This is a genomic window from Streptomyces sp. NPDC005141, assembly GCF_053599975.1.
The window spans coordinates 49119-70414 of record NZ_JBSFYW010000034.1 but is presented as its reverse complement, the minus strand read 5'-3'; the positions used below and the strand labels follow the sequence as shown (position 1 = coordinate 70414).

General features: G+C 71.6%; 19 protein-coding genes. 7 read left to right on the top strand and 12 right to left on the bottom strand.

Going from position 1 to position 21296, the window contains the following annotated elements:
- The first annotated feature begins 11 nt into the window (after positions 1-11).
- On the top strand, positions 12-566 hold the full coding sequence (soxR, locus tag ACWD68_RS25055; protein WP_451808682.1) for a redox-sensitive transcriptional activator SoxR: 555 nt from the start codon (positions 12-14) through the stop codon (positions 564-566).
- Between the two features lie 430 nt (positions 567-996).
- Here the strand turns inward: soxR and ACWD68_RS25050 are convergent, their stop codons facing one another.
- From ACWD68_RS25050 to ACWD68_RS25040, 3 genes are all read right to left on the bottom strand, one after another.
- Positions 997-2103, bottom strand: coding sequence for an RNA ligase (ATP) (locus ACWD68_RS25050; RefSeq protein WP_451808681.1), 1107 nt, complete (start codon positions 2101-2103; stop codon positions 997-999).
- Positions 2104-2196: 93 nt separating this feature from the next.
- Entirely contained in the window at positions 2197-2943 is a 747-nt protein-coding gene (locus ACWD68_RS25045) for a 3-keto-5-aminohexanoate cleavage protein (protein ID WP_451808680.1), read from the bottom strand.
- Between the two features lie 150 nt (positions 2944-3093).
- A complete protein-coding gene (locus tag ACWD68_RS25040) occupies positions 3094-3696 on the bottom strand; it encodes a hypothetical protein (RefSeq protein ID WP_451808679.1) in 603 nt (200 codons plus the stop codon).
- 288 nt (positions 3697-3984) lie between these two features.
- Between ACWD68_RS25040 and ACWD68_RS25035 the strand changes: the two genes are divergently transcribed.
- Positions 3985-6777, top strand: a complete 2793-nt coding sequence (locus tag ACWD68_RS25035; RefSeq protein WP_451808678.1) for a penicillin acylase family protein — start codon at positions 3985-3987, stop codon at positions 6775-6777.
- Between the two features lie 50 nt (positions 6778-6827).
- Here the strand turns inward: ACWD68_RS25035 and ACWD68_RS25030 are convergent, their stop codons facing one another.
- Positions 6828-8150 carry a serine-threonine protein kinase gene (locus ACWD68_RS25030; RefSeq protein ID WP_451808677.1) on the bottom strand — a complete coding sequence of 441 codons (1323 nt, stop codon included), beginning with the start codon at positions 8148-8150 and terminating at the stop codon, positions 6828-6830.
- Between the two features lie 126 nt (positions 8151-8276).
- Positions 8277-9515 carry an exo-beta-N-acetylmuramidase NamZ family protein gene (locus ACWD68_RS25025; RefSeq protein WP_451808676.1) on the bottom strand — a complete coding sequence of 413 codons (1239 nt, stop codon included), beginning with the start codon at positions 9513-9515 and terminating at the stop codon, positions 8277-8279.
- 206 nt (positions 9516-9721) lie between these two features.
- Between ACWD68_RS25025 and ACWD68_RS25020 the strand changes: the two genes are divergently transcribed.
- From ACWD68_RS25020 to ACWD68_RS25010, 3 genes are read left to right on the top strand one after another with little or no spacing between them, the layout of a single operon-like run.
- Positions 9722-10483, top strand: coding sequence for an SDR family oxidoreductase (locus ACWD68_RS25020; protein WP_451808675.1), 762 nt, complete (start codon positions 9722-9724; stop codon positions 10481-10483).
- Positions 10480-12141 (top strand): AMP-binding protein, encoded by a 1662-nt coding sequence (locus ACWD68_RS25015; protein WP_451808674.1) that lies wholly within the window; start codon positions 10480-10482, stop codon positions 12139-12141. Before ACWD68_RS25020 ends, ACWD68_RS25015 begins: the two co-directional genes overlap by 4 nt.
- A 43-nt stretch (positions 12142-12184) precedes the next feature.
- Positions 12185-12778, top strand: coding sequence for a TetR/AcrR family transcriptional regulator (locus ACWD68_RS25010; protein WP_451808673.1), 594 nt, complete (start codon positions 12185-12187; stop codon positions 12776-12778).
- 108 nt (positions 12779-12886) lie between these two features.
- On the opposite strand, the gene ACWD68_RS25005 is transcribed toward ACWD68_RS25010, so the two are convergent.
- From ACWD68_RS25005 to ACWD68_RS24975, 7 genes are all read right to left on the bottom strand, one after another.
- Positions 12887-14101 (bottom strand): acyl-CoA dehydrogenase family protein, encoded by a 1215-nt coding sequence (locus ACWD68_RS25005; RefSeq protein WP_451808672.1) that lies wholly within the window; start codon positions 14099-14101, stop codon positions 12887-12889.
- 6 nt (positions 14102-14107) lie between these two features.
- Positions 14108-15130, bottom strand: coding sequence for a phosphotransferase family protein (locus tag ACWD68_RS25000; protein WP_451808708.1), 1023 nt, complete (start codon positions 15128-15130; stop codon positions 14108-14110).
- A 138-nt stretch (positions 15131-15268) separates the two neighbouring features.
- Positions 15269-15565, bottom strand: coding sequence for a hypothetical protein (locus ACWD68_RS24995; RefSeq protein ID WP_451808671.1), 297 nt, complete (start codon positions 15563-15565; stop codon positions 15269-15271).
- 162 nt (positions 15566-15727) lie between these two features.
- On the bottom strand, positions 15728-16057 hold the full coding sequence (locus ACWD68_RS24990) for a DUF202 domain-containing protein (RefSeq protein WP_451808670.1): 330 nt from the start codon (positions 16055-16057) through the stop codon (positions 15728-15730).
- Positions 16054-16446: a YidH family protein gene (locus tag ACWD68_RS24985; RefSeq protein WP_451808669.1), complete on the bottom strand. Its 393-nt coding sequence runs from the start codon at positions 16444-16446 to the stop codon at positions 16054-16056. Before ACWD68_RS24985 ends, ACWD68_RS24990 begins: the two co-directional genes overlap by 4 nt.
- Positions 16447-16581: 135 nt before the next feature.
- Positions 16582-17097 (bottom strand): NUDIX hydrolase, encoded by a 516-nt coding sequence (locus ACWD68_RS24980; RefSeq protein WP_451808668.1) that lies wholly within the window; start codon positions 17095-17097, stop codon positions 16582-16584.
- Positions 17098-17135: 38 nt separating this feature from the next.
- Positions 17136-18029 (bottom strand): DMT family transporter, encoded by an 894-nt coding sequence (locus tag ACWD68_RS24975; RefSeq protein WP_451808667.1) that lies wholly within the window; start codon positions 18027-18029, stop codon positions 17136-17138.
- Between the two features lie 297 nt (positions 18030-18326).
- Between ACWD68_RS24975 and ACWD68_RS24970 the strand changes: the two genes are divergently transcribed.
- A complete protein-coding gene (locus ACWD68_RS24970) occupies positions 18327-19982 on the top strand; it encodes an FAD-binding dehydrogenase (protein ID WP_451808666.1) in 1656 nt (551 codons plus the stop codon).
- A gap of 332 nt (positions 19983-20314) precedes the next feature.
- Positions 20315-21265, top strand: a complete 951-nt coding sequence (locus ACWD68_RS24965) for a hypothetical protein (protein WP_451808665.1) — start codon at positions 20315-20317, stop codon at positions 21263-21265.
- The last annotated feature ends 31 nt before the right edge of the window (positions 21266-21296 follow it).

The following is a 21296-nucleotide window of genomic DNA, read 5'->3' as shown; positions in this document are numbered from 1 at the left end:
AGGTTGGAGGGGTGCCCCAGATCCCTGAGACGATCCACGAGCTGACCGTCGGACAGTTGTCGGCCCGCAGCGGCGCCGCCGTCTCCGCCCTGCACTTCTACGAGTCCAAGGGCCTCATCAGCAGCCGCCGCACCACGGGCAACCAACGCCGCTACCACCGTGACGCGCTGCGCCGCGTCGCCTTCGTCCGGGCCGCCCAGCGTGTCGGCATCCCGCTCGCCACCATCCGCGAGGCCCTCGCCGAACTCCCCGAGGAGCGCACCCCGACGCGGGAGGACTGGGCCCGGCTCTCGGAGGCCTGGCGCTCCGAACTCGACGAACGCATCAAGCAGCTCGGACGGCTGCGCGACCACCTCACGGACTGCATCGGCTGCGGCTGTCTCTCCCTGGAGAACTGCGTGCTCTCCAACCCCGACGACGTCTTCGGCGAGCGCCGGGCCGGCTCCCGGCTCATGGTGGAGCGGGCCGGCGCACAGGCGGCACCGAAGCCGCTCGAGCGGCAGCGGGGGCAGGCCCGGGCCTGTGAACCCGAGCCGCCCCGGGAGCCACTCGGCGACTGCCGCTGACCCGGGTCCGGCCCGGCCCGCCTCCGGCCCGGCCCGCCTCCGGCCCGGCCCGCCTCCGGCCCGGCCCGGCCCGCCTCCGGCCCGGCCCGCCTCCGGCCCGGCCCGGCCCGCCTCCGGCCCGGCCCGGCCCGGCCCGGCCCGACCGACCGGGCGGGCGGGCGGGACCGGACCCGACCAGGGCGGACGACCCGGCCCGACCGACGGGCCGGCCCGACCGGGCTGGACCCGACCCGACCCGACCCGACCGGACCAGGCCCGACCCGGACATGGCCATCCATCCGGTCCGGCCCGGGCGTCATCCGCCTTGCCCGGCCCACGAGTTCACGCCCCGGCAGGCGCCCCCGCCCATCCGGCCCGCCCGGATGGGCGCGCGGGCCCGGGCAGGCCCACGCGTGCCCCGCCCGGCCCGAGTACTCGCCTCCCCCTGTGCCTACTCGTACTCGGTGCCGCCCTTGCGGGTCAGATAGGCCGGGCTGACCGCCTTCGCTATCGCGCGTCCGCCGGTCACCGGGCTGTGCCGCTCGGCGGCCACGAGGGTCCCCTCCGGCCCGGCTGTGGCGGGAGCCCCGGGGCGGATCACGACACCCTCGCGCAGATGCAGCGCGCGACCGGACACGGTCTCCCGGCCGGAGGCGACCTCCAGGACGCGCTCGATGTCGTACGGCCCCTCGTACAGCCGTGGCACCAGCGGGAGTTCGCCCGTCAGCAGTTCCTGCGCGTCCAGCCAGCGCACCTCGCCGTCGATCTCCGCCGACACGTCGAACACGGCGTAACCGACCGTCTCGCGGCGGCCGTCGGAGCCGTACGACAGATCCTGGACGCCCGCCCCGTACACCTCGCCGAAGATGCCGACGCGGCGCGCACCCAGTCGTCCGGCGAGCCGGGCGGCGGCCTCCGCGACGCCGTGACAGCGCACGGCGCGCCAGTACAGATTGCGCGGATCCTCCTTCAGGGCGAGGGACTTGGAGCCGAAGCCCTTCGAGGAGACGTGGACGCGGCCCTCGTCGGCGAGGTAGGTCAGCAGACAGGCCGAACCGTGCAGCTTCTCCGTCAGGACGACGGGCTCGCCCGGGGTGAAGATGTCCGGGTAGCGCTGGATGTTCTCGATGTCGACCCAGGGCAGCAGGTCGGGGGCCGACTCGACGTCGCCGTCCATGGTGGGCGGGATCGGCGGCACCCATTTCACGATGCCGAGGAGCTCCCCGAAGTCCGTGCCGGCCTCGGCGGCCCGCGCCAGGTCCACGGCCGCCAGCGCCTGCGGACGGCACACGATGCCCTGCGACAGCTCGCCGCGCAGCCGCACCGCCCTGACCCGGTTCGACGCGCTGCCCGCGAGCCGCCCGGTCAGTCCCAGTTCCTCGATCAGTCCGGCCGGCAGCACGGACTGCTCCGGGATGTAGACGGCCCGCTCGCCGGTGCGGTACGCCCCCTTGGCGACCACGGCCCGATAAAGGCCCACCTGGGCCAGTTCGAGTGCGTCGGCGTTCGGATGCTCATGGATGGTCAGCACTTCGGCGGTCACGCGCAGGGTCGACATGGGGAACTCCAGGGGTTGCTCAGCCGTGTTTCATCGCCACCGACTCTCCGCTGGGGGAAACGGCTGGAACCAGCGGATTTATGGCTGCTACCGTCAGCGGCTTCGTCCCGTCGGCGGCGGGCGCCGGGCCGCCCCGTACTGGGCGAGACCCTCCGTCACCAGCCGCGCGTTGGACAACGCCCGCTCCCCGTCCGGGAGTACGAGGGTGTCCTCGAGCCCGGTCCGGGTGGCGAGGCCCAGCCGTCCCGCCAGGCGCAGCACCGGCCAGGCGCCGCCCTCCTCGCCGTGCAGCAGGACGGGGCGGCCGGACACGGTGCCGAGCGCCGCGAGCAGGGCGCGGGCCGACTCCTCGGCGGTCCCCGGCGAAGTGTCCGTCACCTCGGCCAGGACGCGCAGGACCCGCGGCGCGAGCGGCGATGCCAGGAACCGGGCCGCTCCGTCCGTGCCGGACCAGATGCCCGCCTCCACGCCGATCCCGCGGTCGAGGAGTGCCGCCGCGACCTCCTCCGCGCCCGGCTCGTGCCAGTTCACCGAGGCGTGGTCGGGCAGCACGGTCCAGGAGCGGACGCGTTCGACCCGGGCCGCCGGATCGGGCTCGGCCCAGGCGCCGGTGGTCACTCCGACCGGGACGCCCACCCGCGTCCGTATCGCTTCGAGCGTCGCCGCCACCACCCCGGGCGACAACGTGTCCCGTCCGCACGGGGTCTTCGGGTGGACATGGATGTCCGAGGCGCCGGCCGCGACCGCCCCGGCCGCGGATCGGGCCATCGCCCAGGGCGACATCGGCACGGCGGCGCCGTCGGCCGATCCGCGCGCTCCGTTCAGACAGACCTGCACCATGCCCCCGATGGTGCCGGACACCACTGACAATCGGGCGCCGGGAACTGCGCGCCCGGCCACGGACCCTCCGCGGCCGACGGCTCACCCGCAGCTCCCTGCCCCGTGCCGCTCAGCCCGGCGGAGTCCCGGCCGCCCGGCCCGGCGGGGCACTCACGCCGACACGAGCAGCCGGCCGCGCCTGGCCCCCGCCAGGGCTTCCGGGGTCAGGACGGGCCGCGGCACCACGATTCCGCAGCTCGTGCAGACGGGACCCGACGACGGTTCGTGGGCCAGGTCGTACATCCAGAGAAGGCGCTCACCGGCGCACACCGGGCAGACGGCGCCCGGCTCGCGCTCCAGGGCGGCGATCAGCCGGCGCAGCACCTCGGCCAGTGATTCACGGGGATGGACACGGGGGTTGTCGCACCACGCGACACCGAACCCGCCCCAGGTCAGCCGGTGCCAGTCGTCGACACTGCCCGGCCTGCGCAGCCCGTCGTGCTTCTCCTTCTTGCGACGCTGGGCGAACGCGACCTCGTAGGCGAGCCAGACGGAGCGGGCCTCCTCCAGTTCCTCCAGTGCGGCCACGAGCCGCGCCGGGTCGGGGGACCGGTCCTCCGGACCGAACCCGGCCCGGGAACACAGATGGTCCCAGGTCGCCCGATGCCCGTAAGGGGCGAACCTCTCCAGGCACTTGCGCAGTGAGTACCTCCGCAGTGCCAGATCACACCTCGGATCTCGCACCTGTCTCGCCAGACTCCGGAAACCGGCCATCGTCCTGCACCTCCGTCACACCTGCACCTGCACTCCGGTCACTTCGGCGTCGTCCCGTACGGACGTCGTCGAGTAGACGTATCGACAAGCGATTCGGCTCCATCCAATTTTTCGGATGACCGCCGCGAGCCGCCCACCGAGTGCCCTCGGCCTACCTCCCGTTGCTGTCGGCCGGCTGTCGACCGGCCCCGCGCTCGCGATGAATCCCAAAAACTGACGCATGTTCATCTTCAAACTCGGGGATACCGGCGGTAACGTCCGGCCCACCCCCCGTCGGTAGGAGCTGACATGCCACCGAGCACCCCACGCACCACCTTGGACAGACTGAGAACTCCCCGCAGATTCCCCAAGTTCCTCAAGGCAGCATCCCTATGCGTGCTCATTGCCGGCCTTTTGTCGCCGCTTTCCCCGGCGGCGGCCGCCGACACCTCGGCCGAGGCAGCCGCGAACGACTACTGCGGCGGCCGGTGCTCGGACATCCTGCCGCCCGGTGAGAACGGCAACGCGACCCTCGCCCAGATCCTGCTCAACCAGGCCTTCGGCACCCAGCCCAGCCATGCCGAGGACCAGCTCGCCCCCTACGGCAACCTTGCCTCCGGCTACTCGACGCTCACCGACGCCAAGATCAACGACTTCTTCAACGACGCCTCCTTCGGCGTCGCCTCCGGCCAGGTCGCCTCCACCACCAAGCCCGGCGGCCGCACCGACGTGACGATCGTCCGCGACAAGAAGACGGGCGTGCCGCACATCACCGGCACCACCCGCTACGGCACCGAGTACGGCGCCGGGTTCGCCGCCGCCCAGGACCGGCTGTGGCTGATGGACGTCTTCCGGCACGTCGGACGCGGCCAGCTGACCGGCTTCGCCGGCGGCGCCGCCTCCAACCAGGGTCTCGAGCAGGAGTTCTGGCGCAACGCGCCCTACACCGAGGCCGATCTCCAGGCCCAGATCGACAGCGCGACCAACAGCGCCGGAGCCCGGGGCACCCAGGCCCTCGCCGACGCGAACGCCTACATCGACGGCATCAACTCCTACATCGACGCCTCCGACAGCGGCCGCTACTTCCCCGGCGAGTACGTCCTGACCGGTCACAAGGACTCCATCACCAACGCCGGCACCATCGACCACTTCAAGCTCACCGACCTGGTCGCGCTGGCCTCCGTCATCGGCTCGCTGTTCGGCTCCGGAGGCGGCGGCGAGGTCAACAACGCCATCTCGCTGCTCGCCGCCCAGTCCAAGTACGGTGTGACCGAGGGCACCAAGGTCTGGGAGTCCTTCCGCGAACGCAACGACCCGGAAGCGGCGCTGACCGTCCACAACGGCGAGAGCTTCCCGTACGCCGGCAAGCCGGACAACCCGCAGGGCGAGGCCCTGCCCGACGCCGGCTCGGTGACCCAGGAGCAGCTGGTCTACGACCGCACCGGCAGCGCGGCCACCGCGAGCGCCACCAGCGCCTCGGCCACGGCGGCCAAGACGTCGCTCACCTCGGCCAAGCGCGGTATGTCCAACGCCCTCGTGGTCAGCGGCGAGCACACGGCCAGCGGCCACCCGATCGCCGTCTTCGGCCCGCAGACCGGCTATTTCGCGCCACAGCTGCTCATGCTCCAGGAGATCCAGGGCCCCGGCCTCAGCGCCCGCGGCGCCTCCTTCGCGGGCCTGAGCATGTACGTCGAACTCGGCCGCGGCCAGGACTACTCCTGGAGCGCGACGACCTCCGGCCAGGACATCATCGACACCTATGCCGTCGAGCTGTGCCAGGACGACTTCCACTACCTCTACCACGGCACCTGCACGGCGATGGACAAGGTCGAGCGGACCAACTCCTGGAAGCCGACCGTCGCCGACGGCACCGCGGCCGGCTCGTACCGGATGCAGGTCTACCGGACCAAGTACGGTCCCGTGGCGTACCGCGCGACCGTGGGCGGCAAGAAGGTCGCGTACACCACCCTGCGCTCCTCCTTCATGCGCGAGGCCGACTCGATCATCGGTTTCCAGATGCTCAACGACCCGGACTACGTGAAGAGTCCGGCGACTTTCCAGAGCGCGGTGCAGCACATCAACTACACCTTCAACTGGTTCTACGCCGACTCGGCGCACACCGCGTACCACAACAGCGGCGACAACCCGGTGCGGGCGAGCGGGGTCGACGCCGAGTTCCCCGTGTGGGCGCAGGCCGCCTACGAGTGGCAGAACTGGGACGCGGCCACGAACACCGCCTCCTACACCCCGGCGTCCGCGCACCCCAACTCCGTGGACCAGGACTACTACATCTCCTGGAACAACAAACAGGCCAAGGACTACACGACGGCCTCCTGGGGCGACGGCTCGGTGCACCGCGGCGACCTGCTGGAGGACCGGGTCGCGAAGCTGGTCGCGGCGGGCGGTGTGACCAGATCCGCGCTGGTGAAGGCGATGGCCGACGCGGCGCTCGCCGATCTGCGGGCCGAGGACGTGCTCCCCGACCTGCTGAAGGTCGTCAACAGCTCCCCGGTCACGGACTCCACGGCCGCGGCGGCGGTGAGCAAGCTCTCCGCGTGGGTGACGGCGGGCGCCAGGCGCAAGGAGACCTCGGCCGGTTCGCACACCTACGCCGACGCCGACGCGGTCCGCATCCTGGACGCCTGGTGGCCGCTGCTGGTGAAGGCCGAGTTCCAGCCGGGGCTCGGCAGTGACCTCTACACCGCGCTCGGCAACAACCTCCCCATCGACGAGGCACCGTCGGCCGGTCACGGACCGACCGGTTCGCACGCCGGAAGCTCCTTCCAGTACGGCTGGTGGAGCTATGTCGACAAGGACATCCGGGCGGTGCTGGGGGAGTCCGTGCAGGGCGGCCTGCCGCAGAAGTACTGCGGCGCCGGAAGCCTCGGTGCCTGCCGGGACACCCTGATCAGCACGCTGAAGGAGGCGGCGGGCAAGACCGCGGCCACCGTCTACCCTGGCGACGACCAGTGCTCGGCGGGCGACCAGTGGTGCGCCGACTCGATCGTCCAGCGGACGCTCGGCGGCATCAAGCACGGCAAGATCAGCTGGCAGAACCGGCCGACCTACCAGCAGGTCGTCGAGTACACCTCGCACAGGTGAGCACGGAACGGCGCCGGTAGGAGCAGCCGGCACCGGAGTGCGGCGGCGGGTCAGCGGACGCGGCCCGCCGCCAGCACCACCTGGGCCAGCTCACGGTGACAGATGTCGCTGTGCGCACCCGAGGGAGCTCCGCCCCGGCGGACCACGGCGGCGGCGTCGATGTTCACGCACCCCGAGACCGGCAGCCGGGTGCGCAGGGCCTCCGCGAGCGTGAACGTCCGGGTCCCCGGCACCGCCTGCACCCCGTCGTGGCCCATCGCGCCCCACTTCGCGCCCAGCGCGCGGCCGAGGTCGAAGTCCGCCGCCACGGACCGGGAATCGCCCGCCATCCGCGAGGCCAGCGGGTAGATCGTGCCGAGCGCCGAGTCGAAGCGGGAGTAGCAGCACACCAGGGGGCCGTCGATCCGGTTGTGCTGCCCGTCCAGCACTCCGCTCGCCCGCGCGTCGTGCGGCAGCCTCGCCGCGAACGCGTAGTGCGAGAAGGCGCCTTGGAGCAGCGTCACCGACTTCACCGTGCGCACCCCGGGAGGCAGCCCGCGCAGCGCGAAGGAGACCAGCCGGCCGCCGAAACTGTGCCCGACCAGATGCACGCGCACGTCCGGCGCCGCCGTCGCGAGCTGACCGATCGACCGCCCCAGCCCGCGCTCGCCGACGGTGCCCGCGCGCCGCTTCATCGCGTAGTACGTGGCCTGGCGCAGCAGTTCGTGCGCCCCGTCCCACAATCGGGGCAGCGCGAACGCGGCGGAACCGGGAGCCCCGGCCCCGGCGAGCGCCTGCGCGAACTCACCGCACACCGTCGCGGTGTCCCCGAAGAGCATCTCGGGATCGCTCTCCGGCACACCCTCCGACAGGGTGTCCGCCGCGAAGGAGGTCTGCGGCCCCTGCGGTCTGACCTCGACGAGCAGCCGTACGAGACGGCCGAACTCCTCCAACGAGGCTCCCTCGTCCGGCTGCTGCTCGAGCAGCCGGGCGATCTGCTCGACCACGGTGGCGCGGCCGGGGAACACCTCCAGGAGCGCGTGCCGGGTGTTCTTGCCGAGGGCCGGCCGCACCTCCGGGGCGGCATCGACCGCCACCGACCGGGGGAAGTCGGGGATCGGCTCGTCCGAGAAGCGCATCGACGGCCACATCACGCCCGCATAGCCGAGGCGCGCGGTCGGCGCGAGCTCCGGGAGGGGTTCGAAGAAGCGGCTGCAGAGGCGGGTGGCCCCCGAACGGTCGCTGTTCCAGCCGTGCGTGAAGACGATCAGGTCACGGACCCCGCGTCGCGGCACCTCTTTGATCCACCGGTCCCGCTCGCGGCCGTCCGAGTCCCCGTCCGCGTCGAACGTCAGCTCCCAGTAGGGAGAGACACTCACTGCCGGATCCGTCATGACAGGCCCCCTGACCTCGCGGGCGGTGCGATATGGGCGCATCGTCCACCCGGCGGGGAAAGTTGGCCATACGCCACGACACATCCGTCACGTATCCGTCACTCGTCCGGGGAAGAGGGCAACGGATCACTTGTAGATGAGGTAGTGCTTCCGAACCTTGCTGAAGGCCTCCAGTTCGTCCTGCCAGGCCGCCACGACCTCGTCGGTGCTCGCGCCCGCGTCGATCATCGTGCGCACCAGCGTCGAACCCGTCAGCTTGTCGATCCAGTTGTCGGAGCGCCAGGCGAAGCCGCTCCAGACCTTCCTGGCGGTCACCAGCAGGGCGACTCCGGTGCGGACGGGTTCGAACGCCGCCCGGTCGTGCACATGGATCTGGACACCCCCGATGGTCCTGCCCTGGAACTTGGAGAAGGTGGGAGCGAAGTACGCCTCTCTGAAGTGCACACCGGGCAGGGCCAGTTCACCGGCCGCCGCGGCCCACCTCCCGTCGACACCCTCCGCGCCGAGGTGTTCGAAGGGCCGCGTCGTGCCGCGTCCCTCCGACAGGTTCGTCCCCTCGAAGAGACACGTCCCGGAGTACACCAGCGCGGTGTCCGGCGTCGGCATGTTCGGGCTCGGCGGCACCCAGGGCAGCCCCCAGGCGTCGTAGAACTCCCCGCGCCTCCAGCCCGACATCTCTACGGTGTCCAGTTCCACGGGTGCCGTCAGGAACTCCCCGTTGAAGAGTCGGGCCAGCTCCGCCACCGTCATGCCGTGCGCCTGCGCGATCGGCTGACGTCCGACGAAGGTCGCGAACTCCTTGTGCAGGACCGGACCTTGGGCCGCGCGGCCGGTGACCGGGTTCGGCCGGTCGAGCACCACGAACCGTTTGCCGGCGAGCTGCGCCGCCTCCATGCAGTCGAACAGCGTCCAGATATAGGTGTAGAAGCGCGCTCCCGCGTCCTGGATGTCGAAGACGACGGTGTCCACGCCGGAGGCGGTGAAGATGTCGGCGAGTGCCTGACCGCTCTTCAGATACGTGTCGTAGACGGGGAGTCCGGTCGCCGGGTCGTCGTAGCGGCCCTCGGACCCGCCCGCCTGCGCGGTGCCCCGGAAGCCGTGCTCGGGGCCGAAGACGGCGACCAGGTTCACGCGGTCGTCGGCGTGCATCACGTCGACGATGTGCCGGACGTCACGGGTGACGCCCGTGGGGTTGGTGACCATGCCGACGCGCCCGCCGCCGAGTTGGGCGTACCCGGCCCCGGCCAGGCGCTCGAAGCCGGTGCGGAGCCGGTGGCCGGTGTGTCCGGCGGCCTCGGCGGGCAGGGGAGTCAGGGCCGCCGCGGCGGTACCGGCCACGAGCAGTGACCGTCGGGACATGCGCATGGTGTGACCTCCGTGATCGCGGAAGGTTGACACAGGCACGCTAAGGGGTGCCGGGGGAAGTTCGTAGGGCGCGGATGCCTCCGGCCTGTCGCGGCTCGCCGTGTGGTCGCCCGCGTCCTGCCGGGAACCCTTCCCTTGTTACATACCGACTGGTTAGTCTGGTGTCGCAGGAGAGCCGTTTCACGTCGCGTCGAAGGAGACCCAGGGTGGAAGCCGTGCAGGGTGCGGGAGTGGTCGTCACCGGAGCGGGGGGCGGCATCGGGGCCGCGCTGGCCCGCCGTTTCGCCGTCCAGGGAGCGCGGGTCGTGGTCAACGACCTCGACGCGGACAAGGCGAAGGCCGTGGCCGACGAGATCGGCGGCATCGCGGTCCCGGGGGACGCCTCCCTGATCGTGGCCGAGGCCCGTGACGCCCTCGGGGGCACGGTCGACGTCTACTGCGCCAACGCGGGCGTCGCCTCGGGCGGCTCCGAAGCGGCCGACGAGAAGGTCTGGGCCCTGGCCTGGGACGTCAACGTGATGGCACATGTGCGCGCCGCCCACGCCCTGCTGCCGGACTGGCTGGAGCGCGGCAGCGGCCGTTTCGTCTCCACCGTCTCGGCCGCGGGGCTGCTCACCATGATCGGCGCCGCCCCGTACAGCGTCACCAAGCACGGCGCTTACGCGTTCGCCGAGTGGCTGTCGCTGACGTACCGCCACCGCGGTGTGAAGGTGCACGCGATCTGTCCGCAGGGTGTGCGCACCGACATGCTCGACGCCACCGGCAGCGCGGGCGACCTCGTGCTCCAGCCGACCGCCATCGAGCCGGACGCCGTCGCCGACGCGCTCATGAAGGGGATCGAGGAGGACCGCTTCCTGATCCTGCCGCACGCCGAGGTCGCCGGGTACTACCAGGCGCGGGCCGCCGACCCCGACCGCTGGATGACGAACATGAACCACCTCCAGCAGAAGTGGGAGACCACCGAGTGACCCGCTACGCCGACCGGCCCTGGGTGGCCCTGCTCAGCGACGCGCAGCGTGGCCCGGTGAGCCCCGCCGACACCCTCGTCCACGCTCTCGGGGACGCGGTCGCGCGCACTCCGGACCGGACCGCGCTGGCCTACTTCGACGGGCGGCTCAGCTACCGCGAGGTCGACGAGCTGAGCGACTCCGTCGCCGGGCACCTCGCCGCCCGCGGGCTGGAGCGGGGCGACCGGGTGGCGATCATGCTCCAGAACTCCCCGCAGTTCGTGCTCGCCCTGCTCGGCGCCTGGAAGGCCGGCGCGACGGTCGTGCCGGTGAACCCGATGTACAAGTCCGGCGAGGTCCGGCACGTCCTGCACGACGCGGAGGTGAGCGCCCTCGTCTGCTCCGACCGTGCCTGGGACGCGTATCTGCGCGAGACCGCCGCCGACTCGCCCGTACGTGCCGTCCTCACGGCCTGTGAACTGGACTTCCAGACCCGCGACGACCCGCGCGTGCTGGCCTTCGAGCGGCTGCCGCAGGACGCGGGGGCCGAGGATCTCGTCGCCGTCGCCCGGCAGGGACTCAAGGCGCCCGGCGACCGCGGCCTCGGCCCGTCCGACATCGCGCTGATCAGCTACACCTCGGGCACCAGCGGCACCCCCAAGGGAGCCACCAACACGCACGGCAACATCATGTACAACGCCGAGCGGCAGCGGACCGGCCTCGCGCTGCCCGAGGCACCCGTGTACTTCGCGATGGCGCCGCTGTTCCACATCACCGGGATGGTCTGCCAGCTCGCCGCCTGCCTGACCAGTGCCGGCACGCTGGTCCTCGCGTACCGCTTCGAGACGGGGGTCGTGCTCGACGCGTTCGCCGAGCACCGGCCGCTCTACACGGTGGGCCCCTCCACCGCCTTCATGGCGCTGGCCGCCCACCCGGCGGTCACGCCGGACCACTTCTCCTCGTTCGTGAACATCTCCTCCGGCGGTGCCCCGCTGCCGCCGGCCCTCGTCGAGAGGTTCCGCGCCGCCCTCGGGCCGTACATCCGCAACGGCTACGGGCTGACCGAGTGCACCGCGCCGTGCGCCTCCGTGCCACCGGGCCTGGAGGCGCCGGTGGACCCGGCTTCCGGGACCCTCGCGGTGGGGGTGCCGGGCCCGGACTCGGTCGTACGCATCGTCGACGACCTGGGCGAAGAGGTCCCCTTCGGCGAACAGGGCGAGATCCTCGTACGCGGGCCGCAGGTGGTGCCCGGCTACTGGAACCTCCCCGAAGCCACCGCCGAGACCTTCCCGGACGGCGAGCTGCACACCGGCGACATCGGATTCATGGACGCGAACGGCTGGCTCTACGTGGTCGACCGCAAGAAGGACATGATCAACGCGTCCGGCTTCAAGGTGTGGCCGCGCGAGGTCGAGGACGTCCTCCACACCCACCCGGCGGTGCGCGAGGCGGCCGTCGTAGGGATCCCCGACGGCTACCGCGGCGAGACCGTCAAGGCGTACATCAGCCTGCGTCCGGGTGCTTCCGAGGACCCCGACGCGCTCGCCGCGCACTGCAAGGAGAGACTGGCCGCCTACAAATATCCGCGGCAGGTCGAGATCCTGCCCGAATTGCCGAAGACGGCGAGTGGGAAGATCCTCCGTCGGGAACTGCGTTCCCGGTCCCAGGACTCCCAGTAGACGACAGTTATAGGTGTGAACGCCCGGAAGGCAGGTGGCGGCAGTGCCCAGGACGACGGACGGTGACGGTACGCCCGTCCCGCAGCGGCTGCTCGCCGCCGCCACCCGGCTCTTCGCGGAGCAGGGTTACGACCGCACCTCGGTGCAGGAGATCGTCGAGGCGGCAGGCGTCACGAAGGGGGCGCTCTACCACTACTTCGGCTCCAAGGACGATCTGCTGCACGAGGTCTACGCCCGCGTGCTGCGCCTCCAGCAGGAGCGGCTCGACGCGTTCGCGGACGCGGACGCGCCGGTGGAGGAGCGGCTGCGGGGGGCGGCGGCCGACGTGGTCGTCACGACCATCGACAACCTCGACGACGCCTCGATCTTCTTCCGGTCGATGCACCACCTCGGCCCCGAGAAGCTCAAGCAGGTGCGGTCCGAGCGGCGCCGCTACCACGAGCGCTTCCGCGCCCTGATCGAGGAGGGCCAGACGAAGGGCGTCTTCTCCACGGCCACCCCCGCCGACCTGGTCGTCGACTACCACTTCGGCTCGGTCCACCACCTGTCGACGTGGTACCGCCCCGACGGCCCGCTCGGCCCCCAGCAGGTCGCCGACCACCTCGCGGACCTGCTGCTGCGCGCACTGCGCCCCTAGGGCGGATCCCGACGGACCGGAGCACGGTCCAAACGGACCGGAGCACGGACAGAGCACTGCGGCCCCACCGGACGGTGGGGCCGCAGTGCTGTGCTCACACGCTTCCGGTCACACGTACTTCTTGATCTCCCGGCGTGCCAGCGAGCGCTGGTGGACCTCGTCCGGTCCGTCGGCGAGCTGCAGCGTCCGGGCGGCCGCCCAGAGTTCGGCCAGCGGGAAGTCCTGGCTGACACCGCCCGCGCCGTGCAACTGGACGGCCTTGTCGAGGATGTCGACGACCGTACGCGGAGTGGCGATCTTGATGGCCTGGATCTCCGTGTGGGCGCCCTTGTTGCCGACGGTGTCCATCATCCAGGCTGTCTTCAGGACCAGCAGACGCAGCTGCTCGACGGCGACCCGCGCGTCGGCGATCCAGTTCTGGACGACACCCTGCTGGGCCAGCGGCTTGCCGAACGCCGTACGCGACACCGCCCGCCGGCACATCAGCTCGATGGCCCGCTCGGCCATGCCGATCAGCCGCATGCAGTGGTGGATCCGGCCGGGACCGAGCCGCGCCTGCGCGATGGCGAAGCCGCCACCCTCCTCGCCGACCAGGTTGCTCACCGGGACCCGGACGTGATCGAAGACGACCTCCGCGTGCCCGCCGTGCGAGTGGTCCTCGTAGCCGTACACCTGCATGGCGCGCCGGACCTCGAGGCCCGGTGTGTCGCGCGGGACCAGGATCATCGACTGCTGGCGGCGGATGTCGGCGCCGTCCGGGTCCGTCTTGCCCATCACGATGAAGATCTTGCAGTCGGGGTTCATCGCCCCGGAGATGTACCACTTGCGTCCGGTGACGACGTACTCGTCGCCGTCGCGCTCGATGAGGGTGGTGATGTTCGTGGCGTCGGAGGAGGCGACCTCGGGCTCCGTCATCGCGAACGCGGAGCGGATCTCCCCGGCGAGCAGCGGCTCCAGCCACTGCTTCTTCTGCTGCTCGTCGCCGAACTGGGTGAGCACCTCCATGTTGCCGGTGTCCGGAGCGGCGCAGTTCAGCGCGGTGGGCGCCAAGTGCGGGCTGCGGCCGGTGATTTCGGCGAGCGGCGCGTACTGGAGATTGGTCAGGCCCGCGCCGTACGAGGAGTCCGGCAGGAAGAGGTTCCACAGTCCCTGCCTGCGGGCCTCGGCCTTCAACTCGCCGACCACGGCGGGTGTGTCCCACGGCGAGGCCAGCAGGGCGCGCTGCTCCTCCGCGACGGCCTCCGCCGGATAGACGTACTCGTCCATGAAGGCGAGCAGCTTCTGGCGCAGCTCTTCGGTGCGCGCGTCGAATGCGAAGTCCATGGCGGATCAGCCTTCCTGAAGGGTGGTCAGGCCGTGTTCGATGAAGACGGGGGTCAGTTCGCCGATCCGGTCGAAGCCCGCGCCGACGGTCTGGCCCTTCGTGTAGCGGTAGTGGATGCCCTCCAGGATCACGGCGAGCTTGAACCACGCGAACGCCGTGTACCAGGAGACAGCGGACACGTCGCGCCCCGAGCGCGCGGCGTACCGCTCGACGATCTCGGCCGCCTCCGGGTGCCCGGCGGCCGAAGCGGTCGTGCTGATGGGGGAGTCGGGCAGTTCCAGGCGCGTGCTGTACATGACGAGCAGGCCCAGGTCGGTGAGCGGATCGCCGAGCGTGGACATCTCCCAGTCCAGGATCGCCCTGATCCGGTCGTCGGGCCCGATCAGCACATTGTCGAGGCGGTAGTCGCCGTGCACGACGGTGGGCGCGGGGGAGCCGGGCAGTTCGCGGCCCAGGGCGGCGTGCAGCTCGTCGATCCCGGCGAGCTCGCGGTTCCTGGACGCGTCCAGCTGCTTGCCCCAGCGGCGCAGTTGCCGGTCCAGGAAGCCCTCGGGGCGGCCGAAGTCGGCGAGACCCACCGCGGCGGGGTCCACCGCGTGCAGTTCGACCAGCGTGTCCACCAGGCCGAGCACCGCGTCGCGCGTGCGCTGCGGGCCGAGCGGGGCGAGCTGGTCGGCGGTGCGGAACGGGGTGCCCTCGACGAACTCCATGACGTAGAACGGGGCGCCGAGCACCGAGTCGTCCTCGCACAGCAGGACGGGGTCGGGGACCGGCACGGCCGTCGTGTGCAGCGCGCTGATCACCCGGTGCTCACGCTTCATGTCGTGCGCCGTGGCCAGCACATGGCCGAGCGGAGGCCGCCGTACGACCCACCGGGCGGTGCCGTCGGAGACCGCGTAGGTGAGGTTCGACCGCCCGCCCTCGATCAGCCGGCCGGTCAGCGGGCCCTTCACCAGTCCGGGCCGCTCATGGTCGAGCAGGCCGCGCAACCGGTCGAGATCGAGACCTGGCGGGTGGTCCGGGCTCATCATTGCTCCTCCGCACACGGGAACGGGACGTGACCATGATGCCGACCAGTCGGTATGTCGTCCAGCGGCTGCGCGAAACGTGATCGGCGTCTCCCCCGGAGCGCGCGGGCCGGGGGAGACGCCGTCGGAGCCGAGAGGTCAGTGGTCGTCCCAGTGGCCGTCGTGCTCGGCGTGCCGGTGGCCGTCGTGCAGATAGTCGAGATGGTCGCCGTGCGCCACGGCCGGGTGCCCGCAGCCCTCGCCGTGCTGATGGCCGTGCCGGTCGTGCGCCACATGGCCGCTCGGCTCGCACTCGTCCCAGTGCCCCGAGTGCTCGCGGTGCAGATGCCCGTCGTGCGCGTAGTCGACGTGGTCCCCGTGGCGCACCTCGGTGTGACCGCACTTCGGGCCGTGGACGTGCTGGTGGGTGGGGTGCTCCTGGTGAAGGGTGGTCATCGTGCTCACCTTCGGCTGTGACGTGATGGGGGTTGTCCGCGGGAGGCGGGAGTGAAGCCAAGCGGGTCGTCCGCGAGACGCGGGGGTGGGGCGACGACCCAGGCTAGCGTCACAAACTGTCCCTATTCAGGCTATTTCGGGCCGCGTGGCGTCCGAGTACCCCTAGAACACCAACGCCGCCGCGCACAGGGCGAACGCCAGCGTGCACAGGGTTGCCGCCGTCGCGTGCCGGGGAGCGAGGACGGCCGGGCCGACCGGGCCCGAGGTCGTCAGCGTCCGGATGCGTCCGTGGGCGAGGGCGAGAAGGGCCAGCCAGAGGGCGCAGCAGAACGCGCACGCCACGATCCCGGCGGCGGAGCCGCTGTCGTGCAGGGCCGCCTTGACGGCGAGCACGGCGACGACGGTGCTGGAGAGCGTCGTACGACGCCAGGCCAGTCGCGTGCGTTCCGGTTGGAGGCCCGGGTCCCGTTCCTCCCGGACGGGCCCGGTCATCCCGCCCAGCCGGCGAGGACGACGACGACCATCGCGACCGCGACGACCGCGACGACGATGCTCAGCACCGCCGGGAACCGCGACACCGGCAGGTCCTCGCCCCGCCGCATCGCCCGCTCGCAGCGCACCCAGTGATTGACGGCCCGCAGCGAGCAGAGCACGCCCGCCGCCAGCAGCGCCAGGGCGAGGCCCGCCCGCCACGCCCAGCGCAGGTCCGGCAGGAACTGGTCCACGGCGAAACCCCCGCCGATGAGAGCGAGCGCCGTGCGCAGCCAGGCCAGGAAGGTCCGCTCATTGGCCAGGGAGAACCGGTAGTCGGGGGTTCCGCCCTCCTCCCCGATCTCCTGGGGAGCGAACCACAACCGGACATTTCGCACGAGTTCGATCACGCCCAGACCCTACCGGGGAGCGTGCCGCGGGAGGCTGCCGGTGCCGCCCGTCACCGGCCGGGCCAGGGAGTCCCCCGTCGCAGGCCGGCCACGGGGTGCCCGGTTCCGGTGACGCCCCGGCCGAGGACCCGCTGCTCAGTCCATCGCCCGGTAGTCCCTGAGCCGCTCGTGGGCCGCCAGCCCGTCCGGGACCCACGTCCACTCCGACAGCCGGCGTTCCACCTCGTCCTCCGTGAGGAAGTCGTGCCAGGCGACCTCCTCCACCTGCGGGTTCACCGGAAGCTCGCATCGGACCTCGTACACGGCCGACCACCAGGTCGCTCCGGCCCCGTCGTCGTACAGGAACGTGAAAAGGGCGGTCGGCCGGGGGAGCCCGGAGACGCCGAGTTCCTCCTCGGCCTCGCGGAGCGCCGCGTCGTCGTAGGACTCGCCCGCGCCGACGACTCCGCCGACGAACATGTCGTAGAGCGAGGGGAACACCAGCTTGGTTGGGGTGCGCCGATGGACGAAGATCCGGCCCTCGGCGTCCCGCGCCTCGATGAACACGCAGCGGTGGCGCAGCCCGCGCGCGTACGCCTCCCCGCGAGGGGACTGCCCGATGACCCGGTCGTTCTCGTCCACGATGTCGAGGATCTCGTCAGCGGCACTCATGGAACCATCCAAGCAGCATGCGACCGGGCCCGGCTTCCTCAGTGCGGCTGGAGATCCCGCGAGCGCTCCGGCTCCGCCGTGCCCGAGGGCATCGCCGGATGCATCCCCAGCAGGACGATCCCCGCCACGACGGCCGCGAGCCCCGCGGCCTGCCCGGCGAGGGCTCCGGCGTCGGTGCGGAGCTGGTCCCCGAGGAAGCCCACCCCGCAGGCGATGCCGGCCAGCGGCTGGGCGGCGGTGAGCGCGGGCAGCGACATCCGCAGGGGTGCGGTCTCGAAGGCGCTCTGGACCAGGATCAGACCGGTCACGCCGAGGACGAGCACCGCGTACGGCTGCCAGCCGGTGAGCAGCTCGCTCCAGCCGCCGTCGCCGAACCTCTGGCCGCTGACCCGGGTGAGCGCGTCCTGCAGGCCGTACAGCAGTCCGGCGGCCGTGGCGAGCAGCACGGGTCCGGCGCTCAGCCGGGAGCGCTTCGCATAAGTGGTGAGCAGCAGGGCGGTCCCGACCACGATTCCGATGATCAGCCAGTGCCGCAGCGGGTCGTCGACGGCGTCGCCGCCCTGCGGCTGCCCGGCCACGATGAACGCCGAGACACCGCCCGCGAGCAGTACGAGCCCGGCCCAGCCCTGCCGGCCCAGCGGCTGTTTGGTCTGGTGGCGGGAGAGCGCGAGCGCGAAGAGCAGGTTGGTCGCGAGGAGCGGCTCCACCAGCGTGACCTCGCCCTTGCCGAGCGCGATCGCGCCGAGCACCATGCCGCACACCATGAGGCCGATGCCGCCCAGCCAGCGGGGGACCTTGATGAGGTCCAGCAGGATGCGGGGGGAGAGGAAGTCGCTCAGCGGGGCGTGGGAGGCCGCGTTCTGCTGGAGTACGAAGCCGAAGCCCAGACAGCAGGCCGCGCTCACGGCGAGGACCAGAACCAGAACCGACACGCTGGGTACCTCGAAACATCGGGAGTCGGGGGCCACGGTTGAGATTCCCGCCGACTTTAGCGCCAAGGGCCGGGAGCCTGCCCCGGGGAGAACCCGGAACCAGGCAGTTGACTCGGTCACCTTTCTTGCCGAAGGATCTGACCGATCAGTAACAAGTGCTGGTCGCCCGCAGTGGTCGACCACCACCAATGTCTCACCAACCAGCGATGCTGCCGATCGGATCGTGACAAACGTCATCAAGTCGTCCCTGTGACGCCGACCCGATCCGACCAGTCGGAATGTCGAGAGGACGGGCCCATGGCCTACGACGCAGATGTGATCGTCATCGGAGCGGGCCTGGCGGGGCTCGCGGCGACCGCGGAGCTCGTCGACGCGGGCCGCAAGGTGATCCTCCTCGACCAGGAGCCCGAGCAGTCGATCGGCGGTCAGGCGCACTGGTCGTTCGGCGGGCTCTTCTTCGTCGACTCGCCCGAGCAGCGCCGCATGCGGATCAAGGACAGTCACGCGCTCGCCCTCCAGGACTGGATGGGCACGGCCGCCTTCGACCGGCCCGAGGACCACTGGCCGCGTCAGTGGGCCGAGGCGTACGTCGACTTCGCGGCCGGCGAGAAGCGGCCCTGGCTGCACGGGCAGGGGGTCCGCTTCTTCCCGGTGGTGGGCTGGGCGGAGCGCGGCGGCTACGACGCCAACGGGCACGGGAACTCCGTGCCGCGCTTCCACATCACCTGGGGGACCGGGCCCGGCCTCGTCGCGCCCTTCGAGCGGCGGGTGCGGGAGGGAGTCGCCCGCGGTCTGGTCGAGCTGCGCTTCCGCCACCGGGTCACCGGCCTGTCCCGCAGCGCGGGCTCCGTCGACACCGTCACCGGAGAGATCCTGGAGCCGTCCGGCATCGAGCGCGGCCAGGCCAGCAGCCGCGCGGTCACCGGCGCCTTCGAACTCACCGCCCAGGCCGTGATCGTCACCTCCGGCGGCATCGGCGGCAACCACGACCTCGTCCGCGCCAACTGGCCCGAGCGGCTGGGCACCCCGCCCGAGCGGATGATCTCCGGCGTCCCCGCGCACGTCGACGGCGCGATGCTCGGGATCGCCGAGGGGGCCGGCGCCCGCCTCATCAACCGCGACCGCATGTGGCACTACACCGAGGGCATCCAGAACTGGAACCCCAGCTGGGAGAAGCACGGCATCCGCATCCTGCCGGGCCCGTCCTCCCTCTGGCTGGACGCGCGCGGCAACCGGCTGCCGGTACCGCTCTTCCCGGGCTTCGACACCCTCGGCACCCTCGAGCACATCATGCGGACCGGGTACGACTACACCTGGTTCGTGCTCGACCAGAAGATCATCGGCAAGGAGTTCGCGCTCTCCGGTTCGGAGCAGAACCCCGATCTGACCGGCAAGTCGATCCGGGGCGTCATCGGGCGGGCCCGCGCCGATGTGCCCGGCCCGGTCAAGGCGTTCATGGACCAGGGCGCGGACTTCGTCGTCGAGAAGGACCTCGGCGCGCTGGTACGCGGTATGAACGCGCTCACCGAGAAGCCGCTCATCGACGAGGCGGCCTTGCGCCAGGAGATCGTCGCGCGCGACCGGGAGATCGCCAACCCCTTCACCAAGGACCTCCAGGTCATGTCGATCCGCGGGGCCCGCAACTACCTCGGCGACAAACTGATCCGCACCGCGACCCCGCACCGCATCCTCGACCCCAAGGCGGGCCCGCTGATCGCGGTGCGCCTGAACATCCTGACCCGCAAGACCCTCGGCGGCCTGGAGACCGACCTCTCCTCGCGGGTGCTGACCGAGGGCGGCGAACCGCTGGAGGGCGTGTACGCCGCCGGTGAGGCCGCCGGGTTCGGCGGCGGCGGAGTCCATGGTTACCGGTCGCTGGAAGGCACCTTCCTCGGCGGCTGCCTCTTCTCCGGCCGTACGGCGGGCCGGGCGGCGGCCAAGGCCGTGAGCTGATCGCGCCCCGGAACGGGACGGCCGTCCAAGTCGCCGGAACGGGACGGCCGTCCAAGTCGCCGGAACGGGGCAGCCGTCCATGTCGCCGGAACGGGACGGCCGTTGTCATCAGGACAGCGCGGCGGCTGGGGATGTGGGCACAAGCGGGCCCTTCACGTCGCGGGGACAAGGCGGCTGTTCAGGGCGTTGTCGGGCGGTGTCTGTCAACTGTGTCGCATACAGGGGCAGTTGACACGTGTAGCGGGTGGCCGGAGCTTGACTTGAACCTGTGGCTCCGGGTTTGCTGTGCGTGATCACACTTTGACGAACCGCGCCTGTGAGGTTGAGCAGCGGTGTCACCACCCCCACCTCCTTTGGGTCGCGGTCGCAAGCGGGCGGCCCAGGCCTTCGACGCCGCCCTCGACGACGCCGAACTCGTTGCCGCACGCGCCTCGTTGAACCAGGGCCGGTGGACCGATGTCCGCGCCCTGCTCGCGGCGACCGGCGAGGACTGGGACCGCCGCGGACACCGCGTCACCGTCCTCGCGCAGGAGTCCGCGACCCTCGCCTGGGCCCGCGACTGGCAACTCGCCGAACCGGAGTCCCCCGACGCGGCCGTACTCCTCGGCTGCGCCACCGTGGAACGCGCCCTGCACGGCAAGGCGCGCCCGGAGCACGCCCGCGACGCCTGCCGCACGGCGGCGGCACTCGCCCCGGCCGACCCCACCCCCTGGCTCGGTCTGCTCCTCCTGGAGCGCTCGCTCGGCACCGAGGAGGATGTGGTCCGGCTCTTCGACGAGGTGCGCCACCGGCACGTCGGCCATCACCACGCGCACCACCTGATGGTCGCCCGGCTCGCCGAGCGCCGCGCCGCGGCGGGCCAGGACCCTCTGCACGAGGTGTACGACTTCGCCAACTGGGCGGCCGAACAAGGGCCCGCCGACTCTCCGCTCGCGATCCTTCCGGTCGTCGCGCACGCCGAGCGCTTCCGTGTGCTCGCCGGCTCCGGGAACGAGGCCGCCGACCCGATCGCCTCGGGGCACTGGGCCGGGCGCCGGGCCCGCCAGGTGATGAAGGCCGCCTTCGACTGGTGGCTGGAGTGGGAGCACGACAGTCATCCCCGCCGGCTCGTCGACCTCAACTTCCTTGCCCACGCCAAGGTCTGCGAGGGCAGGGACGCCGAGGCCGCCGCCCTGTTCCATCGCATCGGGGAGCACGCGACCCCGGCTCCCTGGTCCTACCCGGACCGCGATCCGTACCAAGCGTTCCGTGCCGCGCGCGACAGCGTGCTCGGCACGGGGTGAACGCCCCCGAAGACCTGACCCCCGAAAGGAC

Bases quoted from the DNA above. Each gene is read 5' to 3' on its own strand.
- ACWD68_RS25050 (WP_451808681.1), bottom strand. From the start codon at position 2,103: ATGTCGACCCTGCGCGTGACCGCCGAAGTGCTGACCATCCATGAGCAT.
- ACWD68_RS25045 (WP_451808680.1), bottom strand. From the start codon at position 2,943: ATGGTGCAGGTCTGTCTGAACGGAGCGCGCGGATCGGCCGACGGCGCC.
- ACWD68_RS25040 (WP_451808679.1), bottom strand. From the start codon at position 3,696: ATGGCCGGTTTCCGGAGTCTGGCGAGACAGGTGCGAGATCCGAGGTGT.
- ACWD68_RS25035 (WP_451808678.1), top strand. From the start codon at position 3,985: ATGCCACCGAGCACCCCACGCACCACCTTGGACAGACTGAGAACTCCC.
- ACWD68_RS25030 (WP_451808677.1), bottom strand. From the start codon at position 8,150: ATGACGGATCCGGCAGTGAGTGTCTCTCCCTACTGGGAGCTGACGTTC.
- ACWD68_RS25025 (WP_451808676.1), bottom strand. From the start codon at position 9,515: ATGCGCATGTCCCGACGGTCACTGCTCGTGGCCGGTACCGCCGCGGCG.
- ACWD68_RS25005 (WP_451808672.1), bottom strand. From the start codon at position 14,101: ATGGACTTCGCATTCGACGCGCGCACCGAAGAGCTGCGCCAGAAGCTG.
- ACWD68_RS25000 (WP_451808708.1), bottom strand. From the start codon at position 15,130: ATGAGCCCGGACCACCCGCCAGGTCTCGATCTCGACCGGTTGCGCGGC.
- ACWD68_RS24995 (WP_451808671.1), bottom strand. From the start codon at position 15,565: ATGACCACCCTTCACCAGGAGCACCCCACCCACCAGCACGTCCACGGC.
- ACWD68_RS24990 (WP_451808670.1), bottom strand. From the start codon at position 16,057: ATGACCGGGCCCGTCCGGGAGGAACGGGACCCGGGCCTCCAACCGGAA.
- ACWD68_RS24980 (WP_451808668.1), bottom strand. From the start codon at position 17,097: ATGAGTGCCGCTGACGAGATCCTCGACATCGTGGACGAGAACGACCGG.
- ACWD68_RS24970 (WP_451808666.1), top strand. From the start codon at position 18,327: ATGGCCTACGACGCAGATGTGATCGTCATCGGAGCGGGCCTGGCGGGG.